Raw genomic sequence first — 22,509 nt, 5'->3', positions numbered from 1 at the left:
CGCTTCTACAGCGCAGGACACGCCTCTGACACGAAGCGCCCCCTATTTTCCGACGGCTTTCGCCATCGGGGCGCAGGAGTCCGATCAGGAGTTCGAGGCTATTTCGATAGGCAGACCGGAAGTCGTGCGTAAGCTTGTAGTTGATACACGACACTGGGGTACACTACGGCTTTGGCCGCGACGATAAAACCTAATAAAATCAATACCAAAGAACCGCCCAGCCGAAACCCTCTTGCGGCACCATCAGACTTTCCTGGTGCGGATCAGTTGGCGTTTGGCCCCGCTCCCAGCGGACAGCGGCCGGCATCGATCAAATTTGCTCGCAGCGAAATCGCATCCTGTTCCAAAACTGCAAAGCGACGATCCCGACATGCCGATTAAGCCGAAATGGATGCGCTGGAAAACCTATAATGGGCTGGTAAATCAGATAGACGAGCTTCACCAGCAAATGGATGGCGCCTTGATGCAACGCTTGGTCGCCGGGTCGGATGTAGCCTGTTAGACAGAAAATTTCGGTTCGAAAATTGCTAAGTCGGCCGGAAAAAGACGGGCAGTGGTCGACCTTCGAGCGTGATCTGGTGAAATTAATTGGCTTTGCGGCCCCTAGGCTTCGCTAAAGTTTTGCGAGCACGAGCTGCGCCAGCAATCTTGCTGCGGTCTTCCTGCTGATCTAGCTTATAAAAGTGGAAGGCTCCTCCGCCCGTCCATCCCAGCTCAGCAGAAATCCCCCCCTTTTCACCCGCAATGACTTTACGTATCCGCTCAACGCAATGTGTCGCCGCGTGATCGCCCTTTTCAATCCCGATGTACTGACGGCTCATTTTGTGCGCGACGGCGGCGGTAGTGCCCGAGCCAAGATATGCATCGAGAATCAAATCCCCTGGCTCGCTCGCGATACAAAGGATGCGTCGAATAAGCGCCTCAGGTTTCGGTGTGTCGAAGACAGCCTGACGCGGAAAGAGTTCGAGCAAATGCTTTTTTGCTTGATCGTTCGTGCCGACCTCGTTCGCGGGCCAGAGAGTCTGCGGAGTAAAGCCACGACGCGCGTCGCAGAGAAAACGTTTAAGACGTGGCACGCAATCGCCATGCTTGCCAAACCATACGTTATTGTCAGCGATCTCCCGCTTCATACGTACTTCGTTATAGACCCAGCATCGGCCTTTCGGCGGCTTATGTCGCTGGCCATTTGGAGCGATCACATCATAGAACTGGCTTTTCGTCGCATGCCCGTCCTGGACGTTTGCGGAGACCGACTGCCATGGTCCGCGAGGATCGTTGTCTGGGTTCCGGAAACGAGAGAGGACCTCATCGTCCCAATCGAGCAGCCCGCGCTTGTCTTTGAACTTGCGAATGTCGGTCGAGTAGACGAGCAAATATTCGTGGTTGTTCGAGAAGACTTTTCGATTTTCACGCGTGGTGCGCTGTTCCCACACAATTGTAGTGACGAAATTTTCTCTTCCGAATACCTCATCGAGCGCGACTTTGAGATAGTGAACTTGCCGGTCGTCGATTGAAATCCAGATGCTTCCATCCGGCCGGAGTAGCGGTTTGATTTTCTTTACGCTCGCCACGATCTCCGCAAGCCAAGTCTCATGGCTTTGATTATCGGCGTAGTGGTTGTACCGTTCCTGGTTGTTGTAGGGGGGGTCAATGTACGCACAGCGAATTTTCCCCGCGTATCGAAGCTTTAAGAGTTCCAAAGCGTCGCTATTGTCGCCCTGGATGATCGCATTATCGGTGTCGCCACCCGACGAAAGGCCTTTCACCGACTGGAAAGAGATCGAAAGAGGCGCTCCGCCTTCAGCTCTGGCTTCCAGAGTGGCCTGCAAGTCTGTCAACATGGGGATAACCTGCCCGAAAAGCTGCGTCGGAGTCGCCAGCGTTGACGCACTCTGTAGCGAATCATATTGATTCTGGACGAATGAACAAGCCTCAGCTTCGGCTCCCGATCGACGATAACGAACCTATTGCAGAAGTTTGGCGCCCAATCCACTATTTGGGCAGCAAGCTCCGGCTGGTCGAGCCTTTGCGTCTAGCTTTTGATCAAGTGGACCCAAACCGAGGCCGCCTGGTAGACCTCTTCTCCGGTTCCGGCACGGTGTCAGCCGCTGCGGCGGCGACCCGCGACGTGATCTCGATCGATATTCAAGAATATTCCCGCGTCCTCTGTTCGGCGATCCTGCTACCCGCCACGATCGCAGAGAAAACCGCTCGAGAATTCATCGCCAGAGTAGACGAACAAGCCATCGGAACCCAAGCGGCTGCGGCTCCCCTCATTGAGTACGAGGAAGCTTGTCTTGCCCAGGCGCAACGCGGCGACCATGAACCGATATGCGAGCTAATTGAGCACGCTTCGATGGTGGCATTTGTAGCATCAGGCCGACCAGCCGTCCGGCCTGATTTCGAGCATGCCCAAAAGTGGACCCGCAAACTCATTGACGTGGAAAGCCGGACGACACTAGTCCTCCGCTTCTATGGCGGCTTGTTCTTTTCATACCGGCAAGCGACCCACCTCGACGCACTCTTGACCATTGCTCACGTAGCGAAAGGAGCGGAGCGGGATCTTTTGCTGGCAGCCATCATCAGTACCGCGAGCGAAATTGTGAACACGGTGGGCAAGCACTTTGCCCAACCAATCAAGCCGCGAAATTCGGAAGGGAAGCCAAAGCGGAATTTGATCGCAAAGATCGTCCGCGACCGTTCCATTGATGTGTTCGAGCTCTTCGGGCTATGGCTCAACCGGTATCGCTCGCTGCCAAAAGCCACGCGAAAACATCAGGTCATTCGCAGGGACTACGCTGATGCACTTGCGCAGATCACAGGCGAGGTAGGCGTGGTATATGCGGACCCCCCTTACACGCGCGACCATTACAGCCGCTTCTATCATGTGCTGGAAACAATGTGCCTATGGGACAACCCCGGCGTCTCGACGACGCGCATCCGTGCGCTCACGGAAACATTCAGCCGAGGGATGTATAGGGCTGATCGACATCAATCACCGTTCTGCATTAAGTCCAAGGCACCTGTTGCATTTGAAAAGCTCTGTGCTGGCGTGCAAGCATTGAAAGCACCGCTCGTGCTTTCCTATTCGCCGTATGCATCCGACAGCGACGCACATCCGCGCGTAATGACCGTGGATCAAATTATGACGCTCGCCAGCCGATACTTTGAAAGTGTTGAAACGATTTCAACGGGAAAGTTCAGCCACATGAAGCTGAATGCTACCCGTCTTCACATTGACGCATCCACCGAAGCTGAAATGCTCTTTCTCTGTCGTTAGTGGAAGAAGGGTGCAGTAGGCCAGACCTTCTCAAGATCGCCGGCAGTGATCTGGATTCTTCGCTTCGCCCGCGACTTGCTGTAGTTCTTATCCAAGAAATCCTGGATCAACGTGTGCTCCGGATTTCCAGGCATCCTGAGAATATATTTGAAATCGGAGTCACTGATCTTTTCAAACACGACGATCGGATGACCCTTTTTGGGATACGGCAGCCCTTGCGCTGCCCTAATTTCAAAACGGTAATTCTTGCTTTTCACAGCGACAGACTCGCTGTTCTCGACGGGCTCTAGGCTGCCGTCTGAATTGACCTGGTAAAATCGGACGTGCTTTTTCTTTCCAAGAGTCACTCCGAAGAACTGCTCGTACGCCTCTAAACTGAATCCAACTTGCTTCCACCGCCCACCGCCAGGTGCTTCAGCAATTAAGACCGGATTGAGTGAGAAATCATCCTCGATGTCTTCAACGATCTCTGCGATCGCATCGACTTCTTGGTCAGCCGGTTCCTCTTCGGCACCAGGCTTCTTAAGCACCTTCTTAATCCTCGATCGCACGACTTCATTCGCCTTGGCTTTTTCGATTGCTTTCCCGTCGTCGAGATCGACGATTTGGTTCTTGTGCGTCTTAAGCCAGGCGTCCCAGCTCTTCACCGCCTCGGCAATCTCCGCAGGTGTAAGCGTCTGCACAGCAGTCGCCTCCCAGTTTGACTTGAGGCCGCCAGATGTGAGGTTGCCGGAGCCTGTGATGATGACGCCACCCTTCGAGGTCTTCAGCCACATCGTCTTTGGATGGAAGAGTGAGCCGCCCATGGAATGAAGAAAGAGCTTAGGCTTAAAATTTGGATGGCTTTTGCTCAGTTTCCGCAACTCATCGACCGCGCGCGTATCTGTGATCGCATCGAGGCCTACGATGATGGTGAATTCGGAGGCCTTGAGGAATTTGCTGAACATCGGTTCAGCACCGAGGAGCTTCACGCCTTGAGCAGACGCGAACGCGAAAGCAGCGCCGCCTCTTTCGGCAGGTCCGCATTGGTCCATTATATTTTTGAGAAGTTTCGGACTTGCACTATCCGGCGTTTGTAGAAACCAGCTCATCGCCCCCCCTGCGCGCAGAGGAATAACTGATTCTCTACTTGAATGCATTGCAAAGACGGTATGCGGGGTCAAGCGTGTCCCAAAAGGGAGCCGCACAATCGTAAGTTATTGAATTAACGCCCATAAAATCAGCAACCCAAGATTCGCAGACGTCCCATTCTGATCGTAAGAGAATGCAAAAGGGCCCACAACCTAAACACCCGCCACACCACAGAGAACCAATCTGTGAGACAGTGGACCGACGACGGATTCTAACGCGAATTGGCAAATTCCAGCACACTGTCAACCGCGCACCAATATCGCACCCGCATTGTTAATCTTTCTTCAGATTTCGAATTTCAGAGTAAATTACTATATTATCGATTATTATAGAAACGTGCCTCCCTCTAACCACCACTCCGGCCGCTGGACGTCCAACCGGGCACCCAAAGCCTTCTTCTGGCGTCCCCCCCCCTCACACCGGGGCGGATCGCAAGGATGCTTGGAACCGATCGTTGAACACACAGTGGCAACAGCGCCCCCCAGGTATATCATCACGCCGACGACTCGGACTGGGTCGCATGAAGAGGAGGTGCCGATGAAGAATATCCTCGCGCTTACATTTGCCATTGCCACTGCGGCGACGTTCACCATTCCCTCGATGTCCTATGCGGCAGAGCAATGCCGGGATCCGAAGGGCAAGTTCATCAAATGTCCGGCGCCGGCACCCGCTTCAGCCACACGCTGCAAGGACGCCAAGGGCAAATTCGCCAAGTGCGGAACGCCGGGCGCCAATCCCGTTTAACGCAACGCAGAGCGCCAAAGGGCTGGCCAGGTGGCCTGTGAGGTTCGAAAATTCTTCCATGACGGGTTCTCCCAGAGGCCCGTCATGATGGTATGCGCAGTGGCTTCACGCGACGATCCCAGCACCCTGGCAAGAATCCATTGAGTGATCGAGCTGAGTGAACGGCTCGAAGACGTTTCAAATTGACGAGATTTCAAGCCGAAGAGATTTCAAACCATGAACTCTTTACGCCGGCTCTGCGTCGCCACCTTTCTCGTCTTTGCGATAACACTGTTGGCTTCAGCGCCGCTCGTCTCCCCCGCCTCAGCCGAAGTGCGCTTCGGCAAGAATGTGCGGGTCGGCGGACACGATTTTTCCAACCAGACCTTCAATCGCAAGCGCCGCGCTGTCATCACGCTCTATGATCGCACGCCGCGCCATCCTGGCTGTGTCTGGCGCGCCGATGGACGCGGCGGCAAGGTGAAGGTCTGCCACCTGCGCCGGATCAGGTAGTCAATCCCGTCTCTGCTGATCGCTACGCTACGCCGAGATGGTTGCGCGTTGATCCGCCATGCCCATGGCGGCAATCACGGGCGATGCTTTCTGGGTCGTCTCGAAATCCGCTCTCGACGCCATGTTCTTCCACTGCGCACGGATCAGGGATTGCGCCACGGCCCCACCCAGCGTCGTGCCAGGCCCCGTGATGATGAAGAGATCGGGCGCGAACTCCCGCGCCGCCGTCGTGATCGCTTGGGTAAAATCATAGGTCGCGGTCACTTGATGGCCGAGCGTGTAGTCATAGAGCGCGGCCGCATCCACAGCGCCTGGCCACCAGATCGCGCCACGGCCATCGATCAACGGCAGAGACGGTTGCACGAAGGGCGTGCGCGGCAGCTTCTCGCGTCCCGCCGCCGCAACCGGCGCCTGCAAAGCTGTGTGGAACGCCGCGTGATTGGCCAACCGCAGAGGGAAGCGCTCCTGCACGCGCGGCACGGCGCGTTCGAACGCTTTCAGCCCCGCGTCATTGCCGGCGATCACCAGCATGCCGCCGAGATCGATGGACAGAGCCACATCATGCCCCGGTTCCGCGTCGATGGACTGGATCAGCGCCAGCAATTCGGCGCGACGGTTGAGATCCATCCGCCAGGTCTCGTCAGCGAAGGGATAGATCAGCTGTCCGCCGATGAGGCGCTGCTGCATCAAGGTGCCCATCGTATTGGCGAGCGTAAAACCATCGCGCGGCGACAGCGCGCCGGCACAAGCCAGGGCCGAATACCAGCCCATGGAATTGCCCGTGACAGCCACGACCTTGATGGCGCTGCGATCAATGGCGAGGAAATCCGCGTAAGTGCAGGCATAGATCAACGCCGAGGCATTATCGCCGCGCGTGTGGCGCGTCGCCGAATAGCTCGCCGCGCCATCGAGGTCCGTCACGGTCTCCTGACCATTGGCTGTGCGTACCGCGTCGAAACCGGCCAACAGCTCGCGCTTGTCGGCGTGATGGTGCGTGAGATAGCCGAGCTCGGTCTTGTTATAGGTGCCGCGCCCGGGACAGATGACGACAGCCGTTTTCACGCCGGAACCTCCATCAACCGCAACGCCGCTTCGACAATGTCATCGGCCGACGGCAGGGTCGCCGCATAGGCAGGGCCGGTGGCGATGAAGGAATCATGGGCGGCGATGCGCGCGATGGAGGTCTTCTTGTGTTCGTTGAACAAGGTGATCAGCGCCTCCGACTGCCCGCCGGTGCGCCGGCATTCATCGACAACCAGTATGTTGCGGCAACCAGCCACAGCCGACAGCAGCGCCTTCTCGGGCAGTGGTGCCAACCATCTCAGATCAATGATGCGCAGGTCGATGCCGCGCGCGCGCAAAGTCTTTTCCGCCTGGCGGGCGAGATAAGTGCCGTTGGCGAAGGTGACGATGACCAGATCCTTGCCGCTGCCGTGAACGCCAACCTCGCCCAGAGCGATCACCTCCTGACGCGGCGGATAGAGGTTCATCCACAGCGCATCCTTGTCGGCATGGAGATCGCGCATCGGGTAAAGCGCGATCGGCTCCAGGAACACCACCACCCGCTGCTCTTCGCGCGCCAGCCGCACACATTCGCGCAGCATACGGGCCGCATCGGCACCATTCGAGGGACAGGCGATGACAAGCCCCGGAATGTCGCGCAACACAGCGATGGAATTGTCATTATGGAAATGACCGCCAAAGCCCTTCTGATAGCCGAGCCCGGCGACGCGCACGACCATCGGATTGGTGTATTGCCCGTCGGAGAAGAACGGTAATGTCGCGGCCTCGCCGCGCAACTGATCTTCGGCATTGTGCAGATAGGCCAGAAATTGAATCTCCGGGATCGGCAGAAAGCCATTCTGACCAAGCCCGATGGCGAGCCCCAGGATCGATTGTTCATCGAGCAAGGTGTCCACCGCCCGATCCGCGCCAAAGCGCGCCTGCAGCTTCTGCGTGACGCCATAGACGCCGCCCTTGCGGCCGACATCCTCGCCCGCCAGCACGATCTCCTGATGTTCCAGCATCAGGTCGGCCAGCGCCCAATTGATCAGGCGGCTCATCGGCTGCGGCGCGGTCATCGCGGCGAGGTCCGATCCAAACACAGCGGCGCGCTCATCCTCGGTCGGCCCATTGCTCGGCCGGCACGGCCGCGGCCCGGGAATGAGGCTCGCCATGACACCAGCCGCATCCTTCAGCTTCGGCCGCTTGATCGCTTCAGCAGCGATCCGGTCGGTGCGCGCGCACGTCTCGTGATAGATGGCGAGCGCTTCTTGCGGCGTGAGCGCGCCAGCTTCGTGCAGCAGCCGCACCGTATGCAACAGCGGATCGTTCGCCTCTTCGGCCTCCACCTCCTCCTTGCTCAGATAGGTGGTCGGCACATCGGCCCCGGCGTGACCATAGAGCCGCACTGTGTGCAGATGCAGAAAAGCCGGCTTGCGCCGCTCGCGCACATAGCGCTCCGCCTCCTGCGCCACGGCAAAGGTTTCATAGAGATCGAGACCATTGGCCGAGAAATATTTAAGGCCCGGCCGGTTCTTGAAATTTTCGCCCACCCAGCCGTGTGGCGTCTTCACCGAAATGCCGATGCCATTGTCCTCGCAGACAAACAGCAGCGGCAGCGGGATGCTCTGATAGGACGTCCACGACGCGGTGTTGAAGGCGCCCTGCGCCGTCGAGTGATTGGACGAGGCATCGCCGAACGAACACATGACAATCGCATCATCGGGCAATTGTTGATGCTCCGGCGGCCGCCGGCGCGCCAGACCAATCGAATAGGCAGTGCCCACCGCCTTCGGCAGATGACTGGCGATGGTCGAAGTCTGCGGCGGAATATTCAACGCCTTCGAGCCCAGCACCTTGTGCCGGCCACCCGAAATCGGATCATCGCTTGAAGCAGCAAACGACAGCAGCATGTCCCAGGCGATGGTCTGGCCGGGCAGTTGCGCGGCACGCGCGATCTGGAAGGCGGCGTCACGATAATGCAGGAAAGCCATGTCGGTTGGCCGCAAGGCATGCGCCACCGCCGCCATGCCTTCGTGGCCCGAGGAGCCGATGGTGTAAAACCCTTGGCCGGCCTTCTGCATGGCGCGGCTGGTCAGATCCAGCGCCCGCGACAGGCATTGCGCCCGGTAGAGGCCCACGGCCTCCGCTGGGGACAGGCCAGCAGCCGGCGGCGGCCCCGGCGGAAAATCGAGCGCGGCGATGCGGCGGGCGAAATTTTCGTGGACGATGATCGAACGTGGCACAGCGACCTCTTAGAAAAAGAGCCCCAACAAAAGGGCCTGCAACCCCATCGCGACGGGACGCGCGACATCGCTCGTGTTGCGTTTGATGAGCGCAATCATCTTCAGCGCATCCTCCCCGTCGAAACCGATCGCTTCGCGCTTGCTTATAAACCGGGCGCGATGATCGTTTGCATATCGGGAAGCCCGCACTGAAACAACTGGTTGCCGCGCAGGGCCGGCTGAAATTTGTCTGCGATCAAATACCGCCCCAAATGAGCCCGGCCCACATGGCGTGTGGCGCGAGATATATTGAGGTAACGGCCAAAGGCGTCGGCAGCGCCATCTCTGCAGATGGAAATTGGATTTCCGCGGATCGACCTCATCGCGAATAGCCCCTTCAAAAGCTTGGCTGCTTAACGAGGCAGCATTGCGGTGACCCTTTGGGCTTGCGATAGGTGGGATGATCGGCCACTTTGCGGCCCAACTCGGCACAGCCGCACAACAAGGGAAGAAACAAATGAACTGGGTCAGACGAATGCTGGTTGGCATGGCGGTGAGCGTGCCGCTGGCCGGTGCCGCGATGGGGCAGAATTATCCCAACACCAATGTTCGCCTGATCGTGCCGTTTCCTGCCGCCGGCGCCACCGACATCACCGCGCGCCTGATCGCCAACCAGCTTTCGAAGCAATGGGGCCAGACGATCATCGTCGAGAACCGCACGGGCGCAAGCGGCGTGATCGGCAGCGAAGCGGTGGCGCGTGCCCCCGCCGATGGCTACACCTTGTTGCTCGGCACGCTCGCGGCGAACGTGATGACGCATCTGTTGCGGGACAAGGTTCCCTACGGTCGCGACGCTTTCGTTCCGATCACGATTCTCGGCACCACCCCGAATCTATTGATGGCCAGCAGTGCGGTGCCGGCGAAGACCCTCAAGGAACTCATCGATTACGCCAAGGCCCATCCGGGCAAAATGCGCTACGGATCGTCGGGGATCGGCCTCTCGGGCCATCTCGGCGTGGCGCTTTTCGCCCAGGAAGCCAAGATCGACCTGATTCACGTTCCCTATCGCGGCAGCGCGCCTTCGGGCGAGGCCTTCGCGCGCGGTGAGGTGGAATTGACCCTGGCGCTGGTGCCGGAAGCGGCGAATACCCTGAAGAACTCGCCCGGCGCCAAGCCCATCGCCATCGCGGCCGATAAACGCTCCGACAAATTCCCCGACACGCCGACCTTCGCCGAACTCGGCTATCCCAACGTACAGGTCTATGCCCTCAGCGGTTTGATGGCACCGAAAGGCACGCCCCAGGCCATCGTCGACAAGATCTATAACGACACCGTCATCGCGCTGAAGGATCCGGCACTGGTCGAGCGCATGAACAGCTTGGGGATCGATATCGTCGGCTCGACGCCGGCCGAATTCGATAAACTGTTGAAGACCGAGTTCACGCGCTGGGAGCCGCTAATCCGGACCAACGATATCAAGGCCGAATGACACGACGCGGAAGAATCTGGGCTGCGCGCGTGTTTCGCGCGCAGCAACAAGAATAGAAACAACAAGAATGCGAGCGGGCGGAAATGAGCACGGATAATTTTTGGCAAACCTGCAAGACCGACGAATGGTCCGATGCCGTCGTCGCGGCGATGAAAATGAGCGGCATCGACCATCTCTTCTTCGTCTCGGGCACGGAGATCAATTTCTTTCAGGAAGCGATCGCCAAAGCCGAGCAACGCGGCACGCCGGCTCCCAAGCTTGTCACCATGGTCCATGAATCCGTCGCCCTGAACGCGGCTTTGGGATCGACCATGATCAGCGGGCGGCCCACGGCTTCGATCGTCCATGTCGACGTCGGCACGTTTCACTACGGCGCGGCGCTGCACACCGCCTGGCGCGGCGGCTATCCAGTGCTGATCATGGGGGGCACCGGCCCGCGCGCCTTTCCAGGGTCTATGCCCGGCGCCCGGGATTCGCTTGTGCAATGGCATCAGGAACCGCGCGACCAGAACGGCATCGTGCGCGATTACACTAAGGTCGATCATCGCCTCGAACATCAGGACAATCCCGGCCTCATCGTCAGCCGCATGTTGCAGATCGCCATGAGCGAGGCGCGCGGTCCGGTTTATCTGTCGATCCCGCGTGAAACCGCCATGTTGCGCACGGGCGGCGAGTCGAGCTTTCCCACCGCCGCGCAATTGGGCATCGCCCGCCCGGTCGCCCCCGCGCCGGAGGATGCGCGCGATATCGCCCGCTGGCTGGTCAACGCCCATAATCCGCTGGTGTTTGTCGAACGCTCCGGCCGCGATCCAGCCGCCGTTGACGAGCTGGTGCGACTTTCGGACCTTCTCGCGCTTCCCATCGCCGAGAATGCCGGCGCCGACCGCATGAATTTCCCCCATACCCACGCGCATTTCGGCACCGGTCCGCACTCACGCGACGCGGACGCCCTGCTGATGCTGGATATCTCCGCGCCCTTCATTCCGGGGCGCGAGTCGCCGCCGGCCAGCGCGAAAATTGCCTGGATCGGCACCGACCCCGTTCTGTCACGTTACAAAACCATGGAATATCGCGCCGATATCTGGTCACCCGCGAATGTCGCGCTGACGCTGCGCGCGGTCCATGCCGAGGCCGAAAAAATTCTCGATAAGGGCGCTCTCGATCGTATCGCCAGCCGCCGCGAACGACTTGCGGCGCGCAAGCGCCAGATCGATGCGGAATTCCAGGACCAGGCGGCACAGGCTGCCAAGGGCAACCGTCCCAACGGCTGCCATGTCGCTTACGAACTCGGCCGCCTCCTGCGCCCCGATGCGGTGCTCCTGAACGACGCCATCAGCAACAGCGACTTCGTGCGCGCCTACGCCCGTCGTCAATCGAGCGGCAGCTATTTTCGCAGCGGCGGCAGCGCCGGTGGCTGGGGTTCGGGCGCCGCTTTCGGCGCAAAGCTTGCCGCGCCCGATCGCGATGTCGTGCTGGCGAGCGGCGATGGCTATTTCATGTTCGGCACGCCCATGGCGGCGCTGTGGGCGGCGAACTATCACAAGTCGCCCTATCTCTCCGTCGTCTTTGTCAACGGCAGCTACAGCACGGGTACGACGGGCCTGAAGCGCCTCTACCCGCAGGGCGTCGCCGTCGGCGCGGACAATTACAACGGCGGCATTTTCGAACCGCCACCGGACTTCGCCAAACTGGCTGAGGCTAATGGTGGATATGGTCGCCTCGTCACCGAAACCGCCGATGTCGCCCCGGCCCTTGCGGAAGGCTTGCGGCAGGTGCGCAAGGGCGCTCCGGCAGTCATCGCCGTGCGCGTGCCAGGCCCCGTCGCCGTGTAAGCGCGCCGGGTCTTAACGGCCCGGCATGCAGCCCTCGTCAGTGCAATGTGTTGAACACGCGCACGATCCAATAGGCTTGATAGGCGAGATGGACGAACGCGAGCGTAATCTGAACATTGCGATTGGCGGAGATGCAGCCAATGATGCAAAGCGCCAGGCCGATCGGCACCTGCACCAGATAGTCGATGCTGAGACGATTGAAATAATCCAGTCCCTTGATCAACGTATCGATGATATCGAACACGAAGGTCGTGCCCAGAAAGGCGAAGAACCAGCGCCGCCGCTTGAGGAAGAAATCCTCATAGCCGCCATATTCCGCGATGTTGTCGGGGAAAAGCAGAGCCGCGAGAAGATACAGCACCACCGCATAACCGATCACGAAGACGAAGATGCTAAAAGTCCAGTGGTCGATATGCTTGAGTCCGAACTCCCACCACCAAAACAGCACCAGTTCGATCAAGATCGACACCGCCCACAGCATGTGGAGCAGCGAAAACCTATAACGGCCGGGATGCTGAATGAACCCGGCCACCCCCGTCAGCAAGCGCGTGATGCCAAGACCGATGACCATGCCCAGCACGATGCGGACATGGGGGAACAGTTCGGGAGAAGGCTGCGGGTCCATAAACGGATCAACCTGTGAGGAGCGTTAAGCTAGCGAGCCGACGACGACACCGATAGGCTTAACCTTTCGCCTCCCTCTTCGCGTCAAATATTTTCCTCAGAAAAATCGTCGGCGCGGTCGGCCCGTTGCCAGCGTGAGGCGGAAGCGTCACGCCCTTGGCTTCAACCAGGTGATGGACGGTGAAATTGGCATGGAGCGCATCGTAGATGGGAAAACTGGCTTCGAGAATGGCGCTATCCGTGCGGTGGATCATCAGAAAGCCTTCGGCAATATTCAACAAGCCCACCGCCACCTGGCCATGCACGTCGTCGGATGACGGCCGGAAATCGTGCAGAACATAATCGACGCCGCATTGGATGACTTTCGCGATGTCGTCCAGCGCCGGATCGCGCAGATCATATTTGGTTATCACTTTACGAAAAGTTGTCCCTTTCTCGTCGTGAGGACCAAGCTCGGCGCCGGGAAGCGCCAGCGCAATGGCATCGGCAGGCCGCCGCTCTTCCTCGCCCCAAGGCACGAAGACGAATTCAGCTTCATGGTCGACAAAGCGCTTGATCAGCCACGGCGCGGCCACACGATCCAGATGCACGAAATCTCGTGTAACCCATTTCATTGACGTCTCCCCATCAGCCGGCGCACCGCGCTCGTGCTGCTCTACAATTTAATCTTGCCTGTGAGAATCTGCCAAAACATCACCCAATCGCCCATCAGCGAATAGAGTGGATGTTGGAAGGTCGCCGGGCGGTTCTTTTCAAAAAAGAAGTGACCGATCCAGGCGAAGCCGTAGCCGCAGACAAGCGCGGCTAGAAGCCACCAGGCATTGCCCCGCAGGATCGCGACGGCGATCAACACCAGCACGCCGCAACTGCCGATGAAATGCAGGCGGCGCGACACGCGATTGGCATGTTCGGACAGATAGAACGGATAGAATTCGCGAAAACTGGCGAACCGGCTCATGACGTTCCTCCCGCTCTTCATGGCAGGATACGTCAAAGTCTCGAGAGTGAAAGCGAGATTTCGCCGCGATTTAAGCGCGCTGAGCCTGTTTCTCGAGCGATTTCTCGACCGACTTCTTGGAAGCAGCAGTGCCCGGCTTACTGTTGGCGAACGCCTTGATCACCGCTTCGGCGACCTTGATGAAATGCGAGCATGGCCCCTGGGCGCCGACGCTCTGGCGGCTGACCCGCGCGCCCTCGACCAGAAGATAAAGCGCATCCGCCAGCAGATCCGCTTCGATGATGCCGGCATCGCGACAAAGCTGCAGCAGCCGCTCGCGATGACGGGTCTTGAATTCCAGAATGACCTGGCGCGCCGGATGGCCTTCTTCCGTCAGCTCAATGGCCGTATTGGCCATGTCGCAGCCGCGGCCGTCGCCCACGGCGCATTCCGCCGCCATGCCAACCCAATCATGGATGCGTGCCATCGGGTCTTGCGGATGCGCGGCCTGCAGATTGTTCCACGCCGCTTCACCGGCCTGCTCGACCTCGCGCAACCAGGCGACAACGAGATCGTCCTTCGAGCCGAAATGCCGATAAAGCGTCATTTTATTGGTGTCTGCTGCCTCGGCGATAGCGTCGACACCGACGCCGCGAATGCCATGCTTTCGGAATAGGTCGCAAGCCGCCTCGATAATCCGCTCCCGGGGTTTTCGCGTGGCTGCAATCGCTGGTTCCATGATGGTCACTCGCTCCTTTAAAAAATTTGCCTAGCAGTCCCTTGACTAATGTTACCGATCTGTACCATAGTTACTTACCGGTAACACCCGGCCCACAGGCCGTCAAGGCCTGGAAAAATTTCAAACACCCACAAGGACAGTCAGATGGAACGCTCGCGTGCGGACCGACGGATCAATGAACGTATCGATGATCTCCTGGATGATACACTCATTCAGGCGATCATGCGGGCGGATCATGTCAATCCCGCGGATGTGCGCGCCATTTGGCGAGAAGCCGCGGATAAGCTAAAACCCAGCGAGATATCGAGTGATGGGCCCCCACCAGCTGGCGGGCGGCGACCCAACACCCCAAACAATGCTCCGACCCCATCCCAGAGGACCAAGCCCTGGGGTGCCGCCTGGCGCAAAAAACTCACTTCTTACGGACCGACCACGCGGTCGCAGTTCTGCGGACAGGAATAATCAATGGTCGGATATTTCATTCAGCGCCCGATTTTCGCGTCGGCCATCGCCATCATTATGATGCTGGCCGGCGCGATTGCTTATTTTTCGCTGCCTGTCGCGCAGTTCCCCGACATTTCGCCACCCCAGGTGGTGGTGAGCGCCATCTATCCGGGCGCCAGCGCCCAGGTGGTCGCCGATACGGTGACGACGCCGCTCGAACAGCAGATCAACGGCGTCGAAGGCATGGAATATATGTCGTCGGCGAGCTCCAACGACGGCTCGTCCTCGATCACCATCACCTTCAAGGTCGGCTACCCCATCAACACTGCCGCCGTCGACGTGCAGAACCGTGTTTCGCAGGCCTCCGCCGTGCTGCCGGCGATCGTCAACCAGGCCGGCGTGACGATTAAGAAGCAGAATCCGAACTTCGTCCTCATCGTCGACCTGACCTCGCCGGACGGCTCCGTCGATCCGGTGCAACTGAGCAACTATGCCTTTTTCCAGCTCGTTGACCCGATCAAGCGCCTGCCTGGCGTCGGCGACACGCAGATTTTCGGCGAGCGGCGCTATTCGATGCGCATCTGGCTCGATCCCGACAAGCTCGCCAATCTCGGCATCACCGCCACCGACGTCCAAGCCGCTGTCGCGGAACAAAACGTTCAGGTCGCGGCCGGCAAGATCGGCCAGACGCCAGCCCCCGTGGGCACGGCGTTTGAAATGCAGGTCAATGCCTTAGGCCGCTTGAGCGATCCGGCGCAGTTCGGCGATATCGTCGTGCGCGCCAATGCCGGCAATGGCTCGGTCGTGCGCCTGCGCGACGTCGCCCGCATTGAACTCGGCTCCTTGCTCTATTCATCGACGACGATGTTCGGCAACAAGCCGACCGTGGTGCTCGCCGTGTTCCAGGCGCCGGGTTCCAACTCGCTGGCGTTGAAGCAAGCCGTCGAGAAGAAAATGCAGGAGTTGAGTGCTCGGTTCCCCAAGGGGATCGAGTACAACATGCATTACGACACGACGCGCTTCGTCTCGGCCGCCATCCATGACGTGCTCATCACTTTGGGCGAAGCGCTCCTGCTCGTCGTGCTCGTCGTCTTCATCTTCCTGCAAAGCTGGCGCACGACGATCATTCCGACGATCGCCATTCCCGTATCGCTGATCGCCACTCTGGCGGTCATGCATGCGCTGGGTTTCTCGCTCAACATGTTGAGCCTTCTCGGCATGGTGCTAGCCATCGGCCTTGTGGTCGACGACGCCATCGTCGTCGTCGAGAACGTCGAACGCCAGCTTGAAGCCGGCTTGCCGCCCTTACAGGCGGCGCGCAAGGCGATGTCCGAAGTGACCGGCCCGATCATCGCCACCACCGGCGTATTGATGGCCGTGTTCATTCCGGTCGCCTTCATTCCCGGCGTGTCCGGCGCCCTCTACAAGCAATTCGCCCTGACGGTGGCGATTTCCGTCGGTATTTCGGCGTTTAACTCGCTCACCCTCAGCCCGGCGCTGAGCGCGGTCTTCCTGCGCCACGGTGGGCCGCCGAATTTCTTCTTCTTCCGTTGGTTCAATGCCGGCTTTAACTGGCTGTCGCACACCTATTCCGACATGGTTCACGTCTTCATTCGCTGGCGCATCACCTTGCTGGTGCTGTTCCTGGCGATTTTGGGCGCGACCTATCTGATCTCGACACGCATCTCTTCGACCTTCCTGCCGGTCGAGGACCAGGGCTATTTCTTCGCCATCGTTCAGCTTCCCGACGGCGCCTCCCTGGAGCGTACCGACGAAGCGACGAAACGGGTCCGAGACATCATCGCGGCGGAACCGGGCGTCGATATCGTGGGCTTCGTCAGCGGCTTGAACTTCCTGACCAATGCGGCGCAGTCCAATTCCGCGGTCGTGTTCGCCATCCTCAAGCCTTGGGATGAGCGGCCGCCGGAACAGAGTGCTTCGAAGATTGTCGCCAATGTCCGCCCGAAACTGCTGCAGATCCCCGAAGGTATCGCGCTCAGCTTCGACCCGCCGTCGATCCAGGGTCTTGGCACCTTGGGTGGCTTCGAATTCCAGGTCGAGGATCTTGCGGGACGCGGCTCCATCGCACTCAACGAAGCGACGCAGGCGGTGATCGCCGAAGCCCGCAAACAGCCGGAACTCGATGGCCACCAGCTGTTCTCGGCCTTCTCAACCTCGACGCCGCAATACAACTACGACCTCGATCGCAACAAGGCGAAACTGCTCGGCCTCAACCTGCCGGACATTTTCAGCACCCTGCAGATCTATCTCGGCTCGCTCTACGTCAACGACTTCAACTTCTTCGGTCGGACGTTCCGCGTCACCTTGCAGGCTGAGAACGAAGCGCGCGCCGATGCCACCGATATCTCCAAGCTCTATGTCCGCAACAACAGTGGCGGCATGGTGCCTTTGAGCACGCTCGGTACGCTGAAGCCGATCATCGGCCCGGAAAGCGTGCCGCATTACAACAACTACACGTCGGCCAAGATCAACGGTGCGCCGGCGCCAGGCTACAGCTCCGGCCAGGCGGTGGAGGCGATGGAACGCGCCGCCCAAGCCGCCCTGCCGAAGGACTTTGGCTATGAATGGACCGGCATCACCTTGCAGGAACTGCGGGCAGGCTCGGTTGCCACGATCATCTTCATCCTGGCGCTGGTCTTCGTGTTCCTAATCCTGGCGGCGCAGTATGAAAGCTGGACCATGCCGTTCATGGTTCTGCTGGCGGTGCCGTTCGCTCTGTTCGGCGCGCTGCTCGCCATCTGGGTGCGCGGCATGCAGATCGACGTCTATTCGCAGATCGGCTTCGTCATGCTGATTGGCCTGGCTGCGAAGAACGCCATTCTGATCGTCGAATTCGCCCGGCTTCTGCGTGAAGGCGGTATGTCCATCGTCGACGCGGCGGCCGAGGCCGGACGCCTGCGTCTGCGCCCGATCCTGATGACGGCCTTCGCCTTCATCCTCGGCGTCGTGCCGTTGATGATCGCGCAAGGCGCCGGCGCGGCCAGCCGTCAATCCATTGGCACGGCGGTGTTCGGCGGCATGCTCGTGGCCACGGTCCTGACCCTGGTGTTCGTGCCAGTGTTCTATGCCGTCATCGAACGCATGCGCGAAGGCCGCCACGCCGACGAGAATGTTTCACATCATGTGACGGCGCCGACAGCCGGACCAGCCGAATAATTTGGAGTCTTTGATATGAGAATCTCGAAGTCAGTTGCGGTCGGCGCGCTTATCGTCGTCATTGCCGCCGCGGCCTATGTCACCAAAACCAAATGGGCTCCCGGCGCCGCCGAGCAAACCGCCAACGCGGCGGCGGCGCCCTTCGCCATGCCGGTGCCGGTGACACCCGTCATCAAGAAGTCCATCCCGATCTATTACGAATATGCGGCGCGCACGGAGGCGATCAGCAGCGTCACCTTGCAAGCCAAGGTCGCCGGCTACATTCAAGCCCAGCCGGCCACCGATGGATCCGATGTGAAGAAGGGCGATCTGCTCTATCAGATCGACCAGCGCGATTATCAGAGTGCGCTCGATCAGGCGCTGGGCAATCAGAAACGCGACAAGGCTGCGCTCGACTATGCGCGCGCCAACACGTTGCGTGGCCAGGATTTGATCAAGAGCGGCTATCTGTCCAAGGATCTCTATGAGCAACGCCTCAGCGCCGAGCGGCAGGCGGAAGCCACGCTGATCGCCGACGAGGCAGCGGTTCGGACGGCCCAGTTGAATCTGAGCTACACCGAAATTCGCGCACCGTTCGACGGCCGGTTGGGCCGCAACCAGGCCCCCATCGGCACGTTGATCAGCTCCATAGGCACGGTGCTGAACACGCTGGTCTATCTCGACAACGTCTATGTCACGTTCAATCCGGCCGAAACGGAAATTCCGGAAATCCAAAAGGCCCGCGCCGCCGGGCCGGTGATTGCCGAAGTGTCGTTTCCCGGCGAGACGGAAGCCCGCCACAAGGGCGAGCTGACGTTCATCGACAACAGCGTCGATCGCCTGACCGGCACGATCGGCGCTCGCGCCACGATCAAGAATACCGACAAGAGCCTGCTGCCCGGCCAATATGTCCGCGTTCGCTTGTTGCTGCGCGAACAGCCCAACGCCTTGCTCGTGCCGCAGGTGGCGCTGGGCTCGAGCCAGCTCGGCAAATTCCTCTATGTCGTCGGCGAAGGAAACAAAGTGGAAATGCGTCCGGTCACCCTCGGTCGCACCGAAGGGCCGCTGGTCGTTATCCAGAGTGGCCTCAAGGACACCGATCAGGTGATCTCAGGCAATCTGCAGAAAATCGGCCCGGGCGCTCCGGTCCAGCCGCTGCCGCCGCAGACTGAGAAAAAGTCTTAAGGCGATAGCCTCACCTCGCGACACAGAGAACGCGAGGCAAGGTTCCCATCCCCTCAATCTGATCCTCGGGGCGCCCCATCGGCGCCCCGATTTCTTTTGGGGATCAGTATGTGCGGTCCAGTGCAAGAGCAGGACCGAAGCTGCCCCGCTGCAAATGCCATTAAGCGAAGGCACGGGCCCGCAAAGCCAGACGCTGAACGGCGTGACGATGAATGTCTATGAAGACAAGCAGCGGAACCTGAAGCCGGCGACCGCGACCAAACTGTGGATCGGCGTGCCGGATGGCCTGAAGCACCGATGCGGTGACCCAGACTCTCGAATACGGCGATTTCAAACCGCCGATGCAGAGCCAGTCGCGTTTCAGGAGAAACGCGACTTTGCCTGAAGGCCGTTGTTCGAGCGCCTCAGTAGCGCGTGCCCATGACGCGACCGGTGGAACCCGCCGTGTCCTGCACATGGGAGCCGAGATCCTGCAATTGCTCGTTGAGATTGTCACGCGTGCGACCATCAACGATGGCGATCGGCGCCGAGAGCGCCACGCCAGCCGCCGTGCCAACGGTCGCGGCAGCGCCTGTTGTGATGCGCGCCAGCCGGTCGCCGAGCCCCGCCTGTCCATCGCTCAGGGTCTGGCCCGCAGCCAATCGACCACCGATGAGCTGCACGATCTCCGGGCTCTCAGCGAACTTGGTATGGCCGAGCGAATCGCTGCTCTTGATATCGGTCAGATCGAGAACGTTGATGCGTTGCTGCTCCAGCATCGTCCGGTAAGGCTCTTTCTTCGGATCGATCATACCGATACGCGGTTCCCCGCCCCAGATGCGGCTCGACAGCGCCAGCGCCTCGTCGTTCTGCGCGACGAACAAGGTGAACGGCGGCCGCTTCGGCCCCATTTCAATGACCTGCCGGCGGAACACATCGACGTCGACATCGGGCGATGCCAGCATGACGCTCTTGATCTTGGGCGCGATAGCGCCGTTACGGATCGCCATCTGCCGCAGGGCTTCCAGCGTCACCACATTGCCCATCGAATGGGCCAGGATCGCGATCTCGCGGACCGCAGGGTCCTTGGCGAGCCCCTGCAACACTTTCTCCAGCGCATCGCGCGAATAATTGGCGCTCTCGCGATCGTAGGTATAGGCGAGCAAACGGCCACGCGACGGCCAGGTGAACAACACCGGCAGTGCGTCGATCTTGGAATCATGGACGATCTGCGCCAGCCGGAACACCGCTTCACCGAAGCGCGTGTTGTAGCCATGCACGAAAACCAGCACGCGCCGATGCGCAGTGCGTTGCAGCCGGTCATGGAACGTGCGCAACGCCTGCTTCTCGTCGAGCCGTTCTGCCTTCAGGGCCACGAACTCACGCGACGGATTGGGCGGCTGCGAGGGCCATTGCACCTCGCCCACCGGGCGCATGCTATCGGGAGGGATCGCGATTTTGACATCGGCGAAATTGAAGGCCTGGTCGCGCTCGCCCGAATACATCCGCGCCGGATCGTTATCGGGCGCGCGCGTGGTGGCGACGAGCATATCGACAGTCGACCCGTTGGCGGCTGCAGCCGCGACCGGGATCAGCGTGTCGTCAGGTCGACCGCTGCATCCCGCCAGAAGCAACGCGAAACCGGCCAAAGCCGGCAACATCCGCAACGCCAAACGCATCATCAACCCCACAACAGCCACAGCTGACCGCGCCGCCCTTATGCCCGATCTCGAGCATCAGCGAAACAGGGGAAATCGCAGCGAAAACGCAGGTATGGAAGCAAGCATGCGCGCAAGCAAAAACGGCCGGCGCGAAGCCGGCCCTTTCACATCCGCCCGCAGGCAGACTTAAGCGTCGTTGGAACGAACCTTGAGGACCTGACGGCCCTTGTACATGCCGGTCTTCAGATCGACATGGTGCGGACGGCGCAGTTCACCCGAATCCTTGTCTTCGACATAGGTCGGCGCCTTGAGCGCGTCAGCCGAACGGCGCATGCCGCGACGGGAGGGGGAGGTCTTTCGCCTGGGAACAGCCATTTTAAACTCCACTAGCGTTCTGCGGTTTGACGGAACGGCCAAACGTCGCAAAGACGCATCAAAACAAGATATGCCACCGCGCGAAGCTACCGCCCCGCTGGCTGGCACAAATTTCGAATTCCGCGCGGCTCATACACGGATTAGCCCGCTCTGGCTAGGCCCTACCCGCGCTGAACGGGGTGAAAGAGTCTAGGAATATTATCCGAACACCCAGTTTCGCCCGATATCGCCACCTTGACCCCCTCAGACCGATCGGGCAAGCCCAAACAAGCGGTGGAGAAGCAGGTGAATCCAGAGTTTTCGGAGCGTTTGATTCAGGCGGCGGCGCGTGTCGAGGCCAAGCTCGATCAGCTGTTGTCGCACCCGCCCCAAAACGGCGAAGCGGCGCGCCCGGCGCGGCTGGTGGACGCCATGCGCCATGGGGCGCTGGGCGGCGGCAAGCGCCTGCGGCCGTTCCTGCTTATCGAAAGCGCCCGCCTGTTCGGCAGCGACGGCGAGGGACCTCTGCGCGCCGCCTGCGCCCTGGAAATGGTGCATTGCTATTCCCTCGTCCATGACGACCTGCCTGCCATGGACGACGACGATCTGCGCCGCGGCCGCCCCACCGTGCATAAAGCCTTCGACGAGGCCACGGCTGTCCTCGCCGGCGACGCCCTGCTGACCTATGCCTTCGACGTCATGGCCGATGAGGCGACCGATACCGATCCCCAGATCCGCATCAAGCTGGTGGGGCGGCTGGCGCAGATGGCCGGCCTCGGCGGCATGGCCGGTGGCCAGATGTTCGATCTGATGGCCGAACGCACTCTGACGCCCCTGCCGCGCGCCGAGATCGAACGGCTGCAACAGATGAAGACCGGCGCGCTCCTGCGCTATGCGGCGGAAGCCGGCGCCATCCTCGGCCGCGCCTCGGCGACCGACCTTACCGCCATCAACGCCTATAGCACCGCGCTCGGCGCCGCCTTCCAGATCGCCGATGACATTCTCGATGCCGAGGGCGACGAAGCCACCATGGGCAAGCGTGTCGCCAAGGATGCCGGTCGCAACAAGGCGACCCTTGTCTCCTTGCTTGGGAACGATGAAGCTGCGCAATTGCGTGACCAGCTCGCCGATCAGGCGATCGCGGCGCTGCGGCCCTTCGGCGACCGCGCGGCGATCCTCATCGAGGCGGCGCGCTTCACGGTGGCACGCGACCGATAATACAAGACGAAGGAACG

General features: G+C 60.1%; 20 protein-coding genes. 10 read left to right on the top strand and 10 right to left on the bottom strand.

All coding sequences use genetic code 11. The features are described from left to right. Nucleotides 1-584 precede the first annotated feature (584 nt). The gene (locus BLW50_RS23355) at nucleotides 585-1,841 is read right to left on the bottom strand and encodes a site-specific DNA-methyltransferase (RefSeq protein ID WP_090707175.1); all 1,257 of its coding nucleotides are present in this window, start codon (nucleotides 1,839-1,841) and stop codon (nucleotides 585-587) included. Nucleotides 1,842-1,921: 80 nt separating this feature from the next. Here BLW50_RS23355 and BLW50_RS23350 point away from each other — a divergent pair, with 80 nt between their 5' ends. Beyond that, nucleotides 1,922-3,280, top strand: coding sequence for a DNA adenine methylase (locus BLW50_RS23350; protein ID WP_090707173.1), 1,359 nt, complete (start codon nucleotides 1,922-1,924; stop codon nucleotides 3,278-3,280). Here the strand turns inward: BLW50_RS23350 and BLW50_RS23345 are convergent. Beyond that, nucleotides 3,277-4,371: a phospholipase D family protein gene (locus BLW50_RS23345; protein WP_090707171.1), complete on the bottom strand. Its 1,095-nt coding sequence runs from the start codon at nucleotides 4,369-4,371 to the stop codon at nucleotides 3,277-3,279. The genes BLW50_RS23350 and BLW50_RS23345 overlap by 4 nt on opposite strands. Before the next feature lie 577 nt (nucleotides 4,372-4,948). On the opposite strand from BLW50_RS23345, the gene BLW50_RS23340 reads away from it, so the two are divergent. Both BLW50_RS23340 and BLW50_RS23335 read left to right on the top strand, forming a co-directional pair. Further along, nucleotides 4,949-5,155: a hypothetical protein gene (locus BLW50_RS23340; RefSeq protein ID WP_090707168.1), complete on the top strand. Its 207-nt coding sequence runs from the start codon at nucleotides 4,949-4,951 to the stop codon at nucleotides 5,153-5,155. 216 nt (nucleotides 5,156-5,371) lie between these two features. Continuing rightward, nucleotides 5,372-5,647, top strand: a complete 276-nt coding sequence (locus BLW50_RS23335; RefSeq protein ID WP_244544362.1) for a hypothetical protein — start codon at nucleotides 5,372-5,374, stop codon at nucleotides 5,645-5,647. A gap of 27 nt (nucleotides 5,648-5,674) precedes the next feature. Here the strand turns inward: BLW50_RS23335 and BLW50_RS23330 are convergent, their stop codons facing one another. Further along, nucleotides 5,675-6,709, bottom strand: coding sequence for an ACP S-malonyltransferase (locus tag BLW50_RS23330; RefSeq protein WP_090707166.1), 1,035 nt, complete (start codon nucleotides 6,707-6,709; stop codon nucleotides 5,675-5,677). Beyond that, nucleotides 6,706-8,895 (bottom strand): dehydrogenase E1 component subunit alpha/beta, encoded by a 2,190-nt coding sequence (locus BLW50_RS23325; protein WP_090707164.1) that lies wholly within the window; start codon nucleotides 8,893-8,895, stop codon nucleotides 6,706-6,708. Before BLW50_RS23325 ends, BLW50_RS23330 begins: the two co-directional genes overlap by 4 nt. Here BLW50_RS23325 and BLW50_RS30480 point away from each other — a divergent pair. From BLW50_RS30480 to BLW50_RS23310, 3 genes are all read left to right on the top strand, one after another. Further along, nucleotides 8,872-9,087 (top strand): hypothetical protein, encoded by a 216-nt coding sequence (locus tag BLW50_RS30480; RefSeq protein ID WP_139267716.1) that lies wholly within the window; start codon nucleotides 8,872-8,874, stop codon nucleotides 9,085-9,087. The two genes, BLW50_RS23325 and BLW50_RS30480, sit on opposite strands and share 24 nt — an antisense overlap. A 304-nt stretch (nucleotides 9,088-9,391) precedes the next feature. Then, nucleotides 9,392-10,363, top strand: a complete 972-nt coding sequence (locus BLW50_RS23315; protein ID WP_170850318.1) for a Bug family tripartite tricarboxylate transporter substrate binding protein — start codon at nucleotides 9,392-9,394, stop codon at nucleotides 10,361-10,363. A gap of 83 nt (nucleotides 10,364-10,446) precedes the next feature. Further along, entirely contained in the window at nucleotides 10,447-12,195 is a 1,749-nt protein-coding gene (locus BLW50_RS23310; RefSeq protein WP_090707156.1) for a thiamine pyrophosphate-requiring protein, read from the top strand. Between the two features lie 37 nt (nucleotides 12,196-12,232). Here BLW50_RS23310 and BLW50_RS23305 read toward each other — a convergent pair whose 3' ends face one another. From BLW50_RS23305 to BLW50_RS23290, 4 genes are all read right to left on the bottom strand, one after another. Then, complete coding sequence (locus tag BLW50_RS23305; RefSeq protein WP_090707153.1) at nucleotides 12,233-12,820, bottom strand: hypothetical protein; 588 nt, start codon at nucleotides 12,818-12,820, stop codon at nucleotides 12,233-12,235. Nucleotides 12,821-12,878: 58 nt separating this feature from the next. Next, nucleotides 12,879-13,433, bottom strand: a complete 555-nt coding sequence (locus BLW50_RS23300) for a chromate resistance protein ChrB domain-containing protein (RefSeq protein WP_090707150.1) — start codon at nucleotides 13,431-13,433, stop codon at nucleotides 12,879-12,881. Between the two features lie 41 nt (nucleotides 13,434-13,474). After that, a complete protein-coding gene (locus BLW50_RS23295) occupies nucleotides 13,475-13,777 on the bottom strand; it encodes an Mpo1-like protein (RefSeq protein ID WP_090707147.1) in 303 nt (100 codons plus the stop codon). Between the two features lie 70 nt (nucleotides 13,778-13,847). Beyond that, nucleotides 13,848-14,495 (bottom strand): TetR/AcrR family transcriptional regulator, encoded by a 648-nt coding sequence (locus BLW50_RS23290; RefSeq protein ID WP_090709582.1) that lies wholly within the window; start codon nucleotides 14,493-14,495, stop codon nucleotides 13,848-13,850. Nucleotides 14,496-14,960: 465 nt separating this feature from the next. On the opposite strand from BLW50_RS23290, the gene BLW50_RS23285 reads away from it, so the two are divergent. The 3 genes from BLW50_RS23285 to BLW50_RS23275 all read left to right on the top strand — a co-directional run bounded on the left by BLW50_RS23285 (nucleotide 14,961) and on the right by BLW50_RS23275 (nucleotide 19,665). Next, nucleotides 14,961-18,116, top strand: a complete 3,156-nt coding sequence (locus BLW50_RS23285; RefSeq protein ID WP_090707145.1) for an efflux RND transporter permease subunit — start codon at nucleotides 14,961-14,963, stop codon at nucleotides 18,114-18,116. Between the two features lie 15 nt (nucleotides 18,117-18,131). After that, nucleotides 18,132-19,280, top strand: a complete 1,149-nt coding sequence (locus BLW50_RS23280) for an efflux RND transporter periplasmic adaptor subunit (RefSeq protein WP_090707143.1) — start codon at nucleotides 18,132-18,134, stop codon at nucleotides 19,278-19,280. A gap of 154 nt (nucleotides 19,281-19,434) precedes the next feature. Next, nucleotides 19,435-19,665 (top strand): hypothetical protein, encoded by a 231-nt coding sequence (locus BLW50_RS23275; protein WP_090707141.1) that lies wholly within the window; start codon nucleotides 19,435-19,437, stop codon nucleotides 19,663-19,665. A 19-nt stretch (nucleotides 19,666-19,684) separates the two neighbouring features. Here the strand turns inward: BLW50_RS23275 and BLW50_RS23270 are convergent, their stop codons facing one another. Together BLW50_RS23270 and rpmF are read right to left on the bottom strand one after the other, a co-directional pair. Then, complete coding sequence (locus BLW50_RS23270) at nucleotides 19,685-20,938, bottom strand: alpha/beta hydrolase (RefSeq protein WP_244544361.1); 1,254 nt, start codon at nucleotides 20,936-20,938, stop codon at nucleotides 19,685-19,687. Nucleotides 20,939-21,106: 168 nt separating this feature from the next. Continuing rightward, nucleotides 21,107-21,295: a 50S ribosomal protein L32 gene (gene rpmF / locus BLW50_RS23265; protein WP_090707139.1), complete on the bottom strand. Its 189-nt coding sequence runs from the start codon at nucleotides 21,293-21,295 to the stop codon at nucleotides 21,107-21,109. 285 nt (nucleotides 21,296-21,580) lie between these two features. Here rpmF and BLW50_RS23260 point away from each other — a divergent pair, with 285 nt between their 5' ends. Beyond that, nucleotides 21,581-22,492, top strand: a complete 912-nt coding sequence (locus BLW50_RS23260) for a polyprenyl synthetase family protein (RefSeq protein ID WP_090709577.1) — start codon at nucleotides 21,581-21,583, stop codon at nucleotides 22,490-22,492. The last annotated feature ends 17 nt before the right edge of the window (nucleotides 22,493-22,509 follow it).

Origin of the sequence: Beijerinckia sp. 28-YEA-48, from assembly GCF_900104955.1 — a bacterium.
Classification (GTDB): Bacteria; Pseudomonadota; Alphaproteobacteria; order Rhizobiales; family Beijerinckiaceae; genus Terripilifer.
Note: the sequence above shows the minus strand (reverse complement) of the source record. Positions and strands in the feature narration are given on the sequence as shown.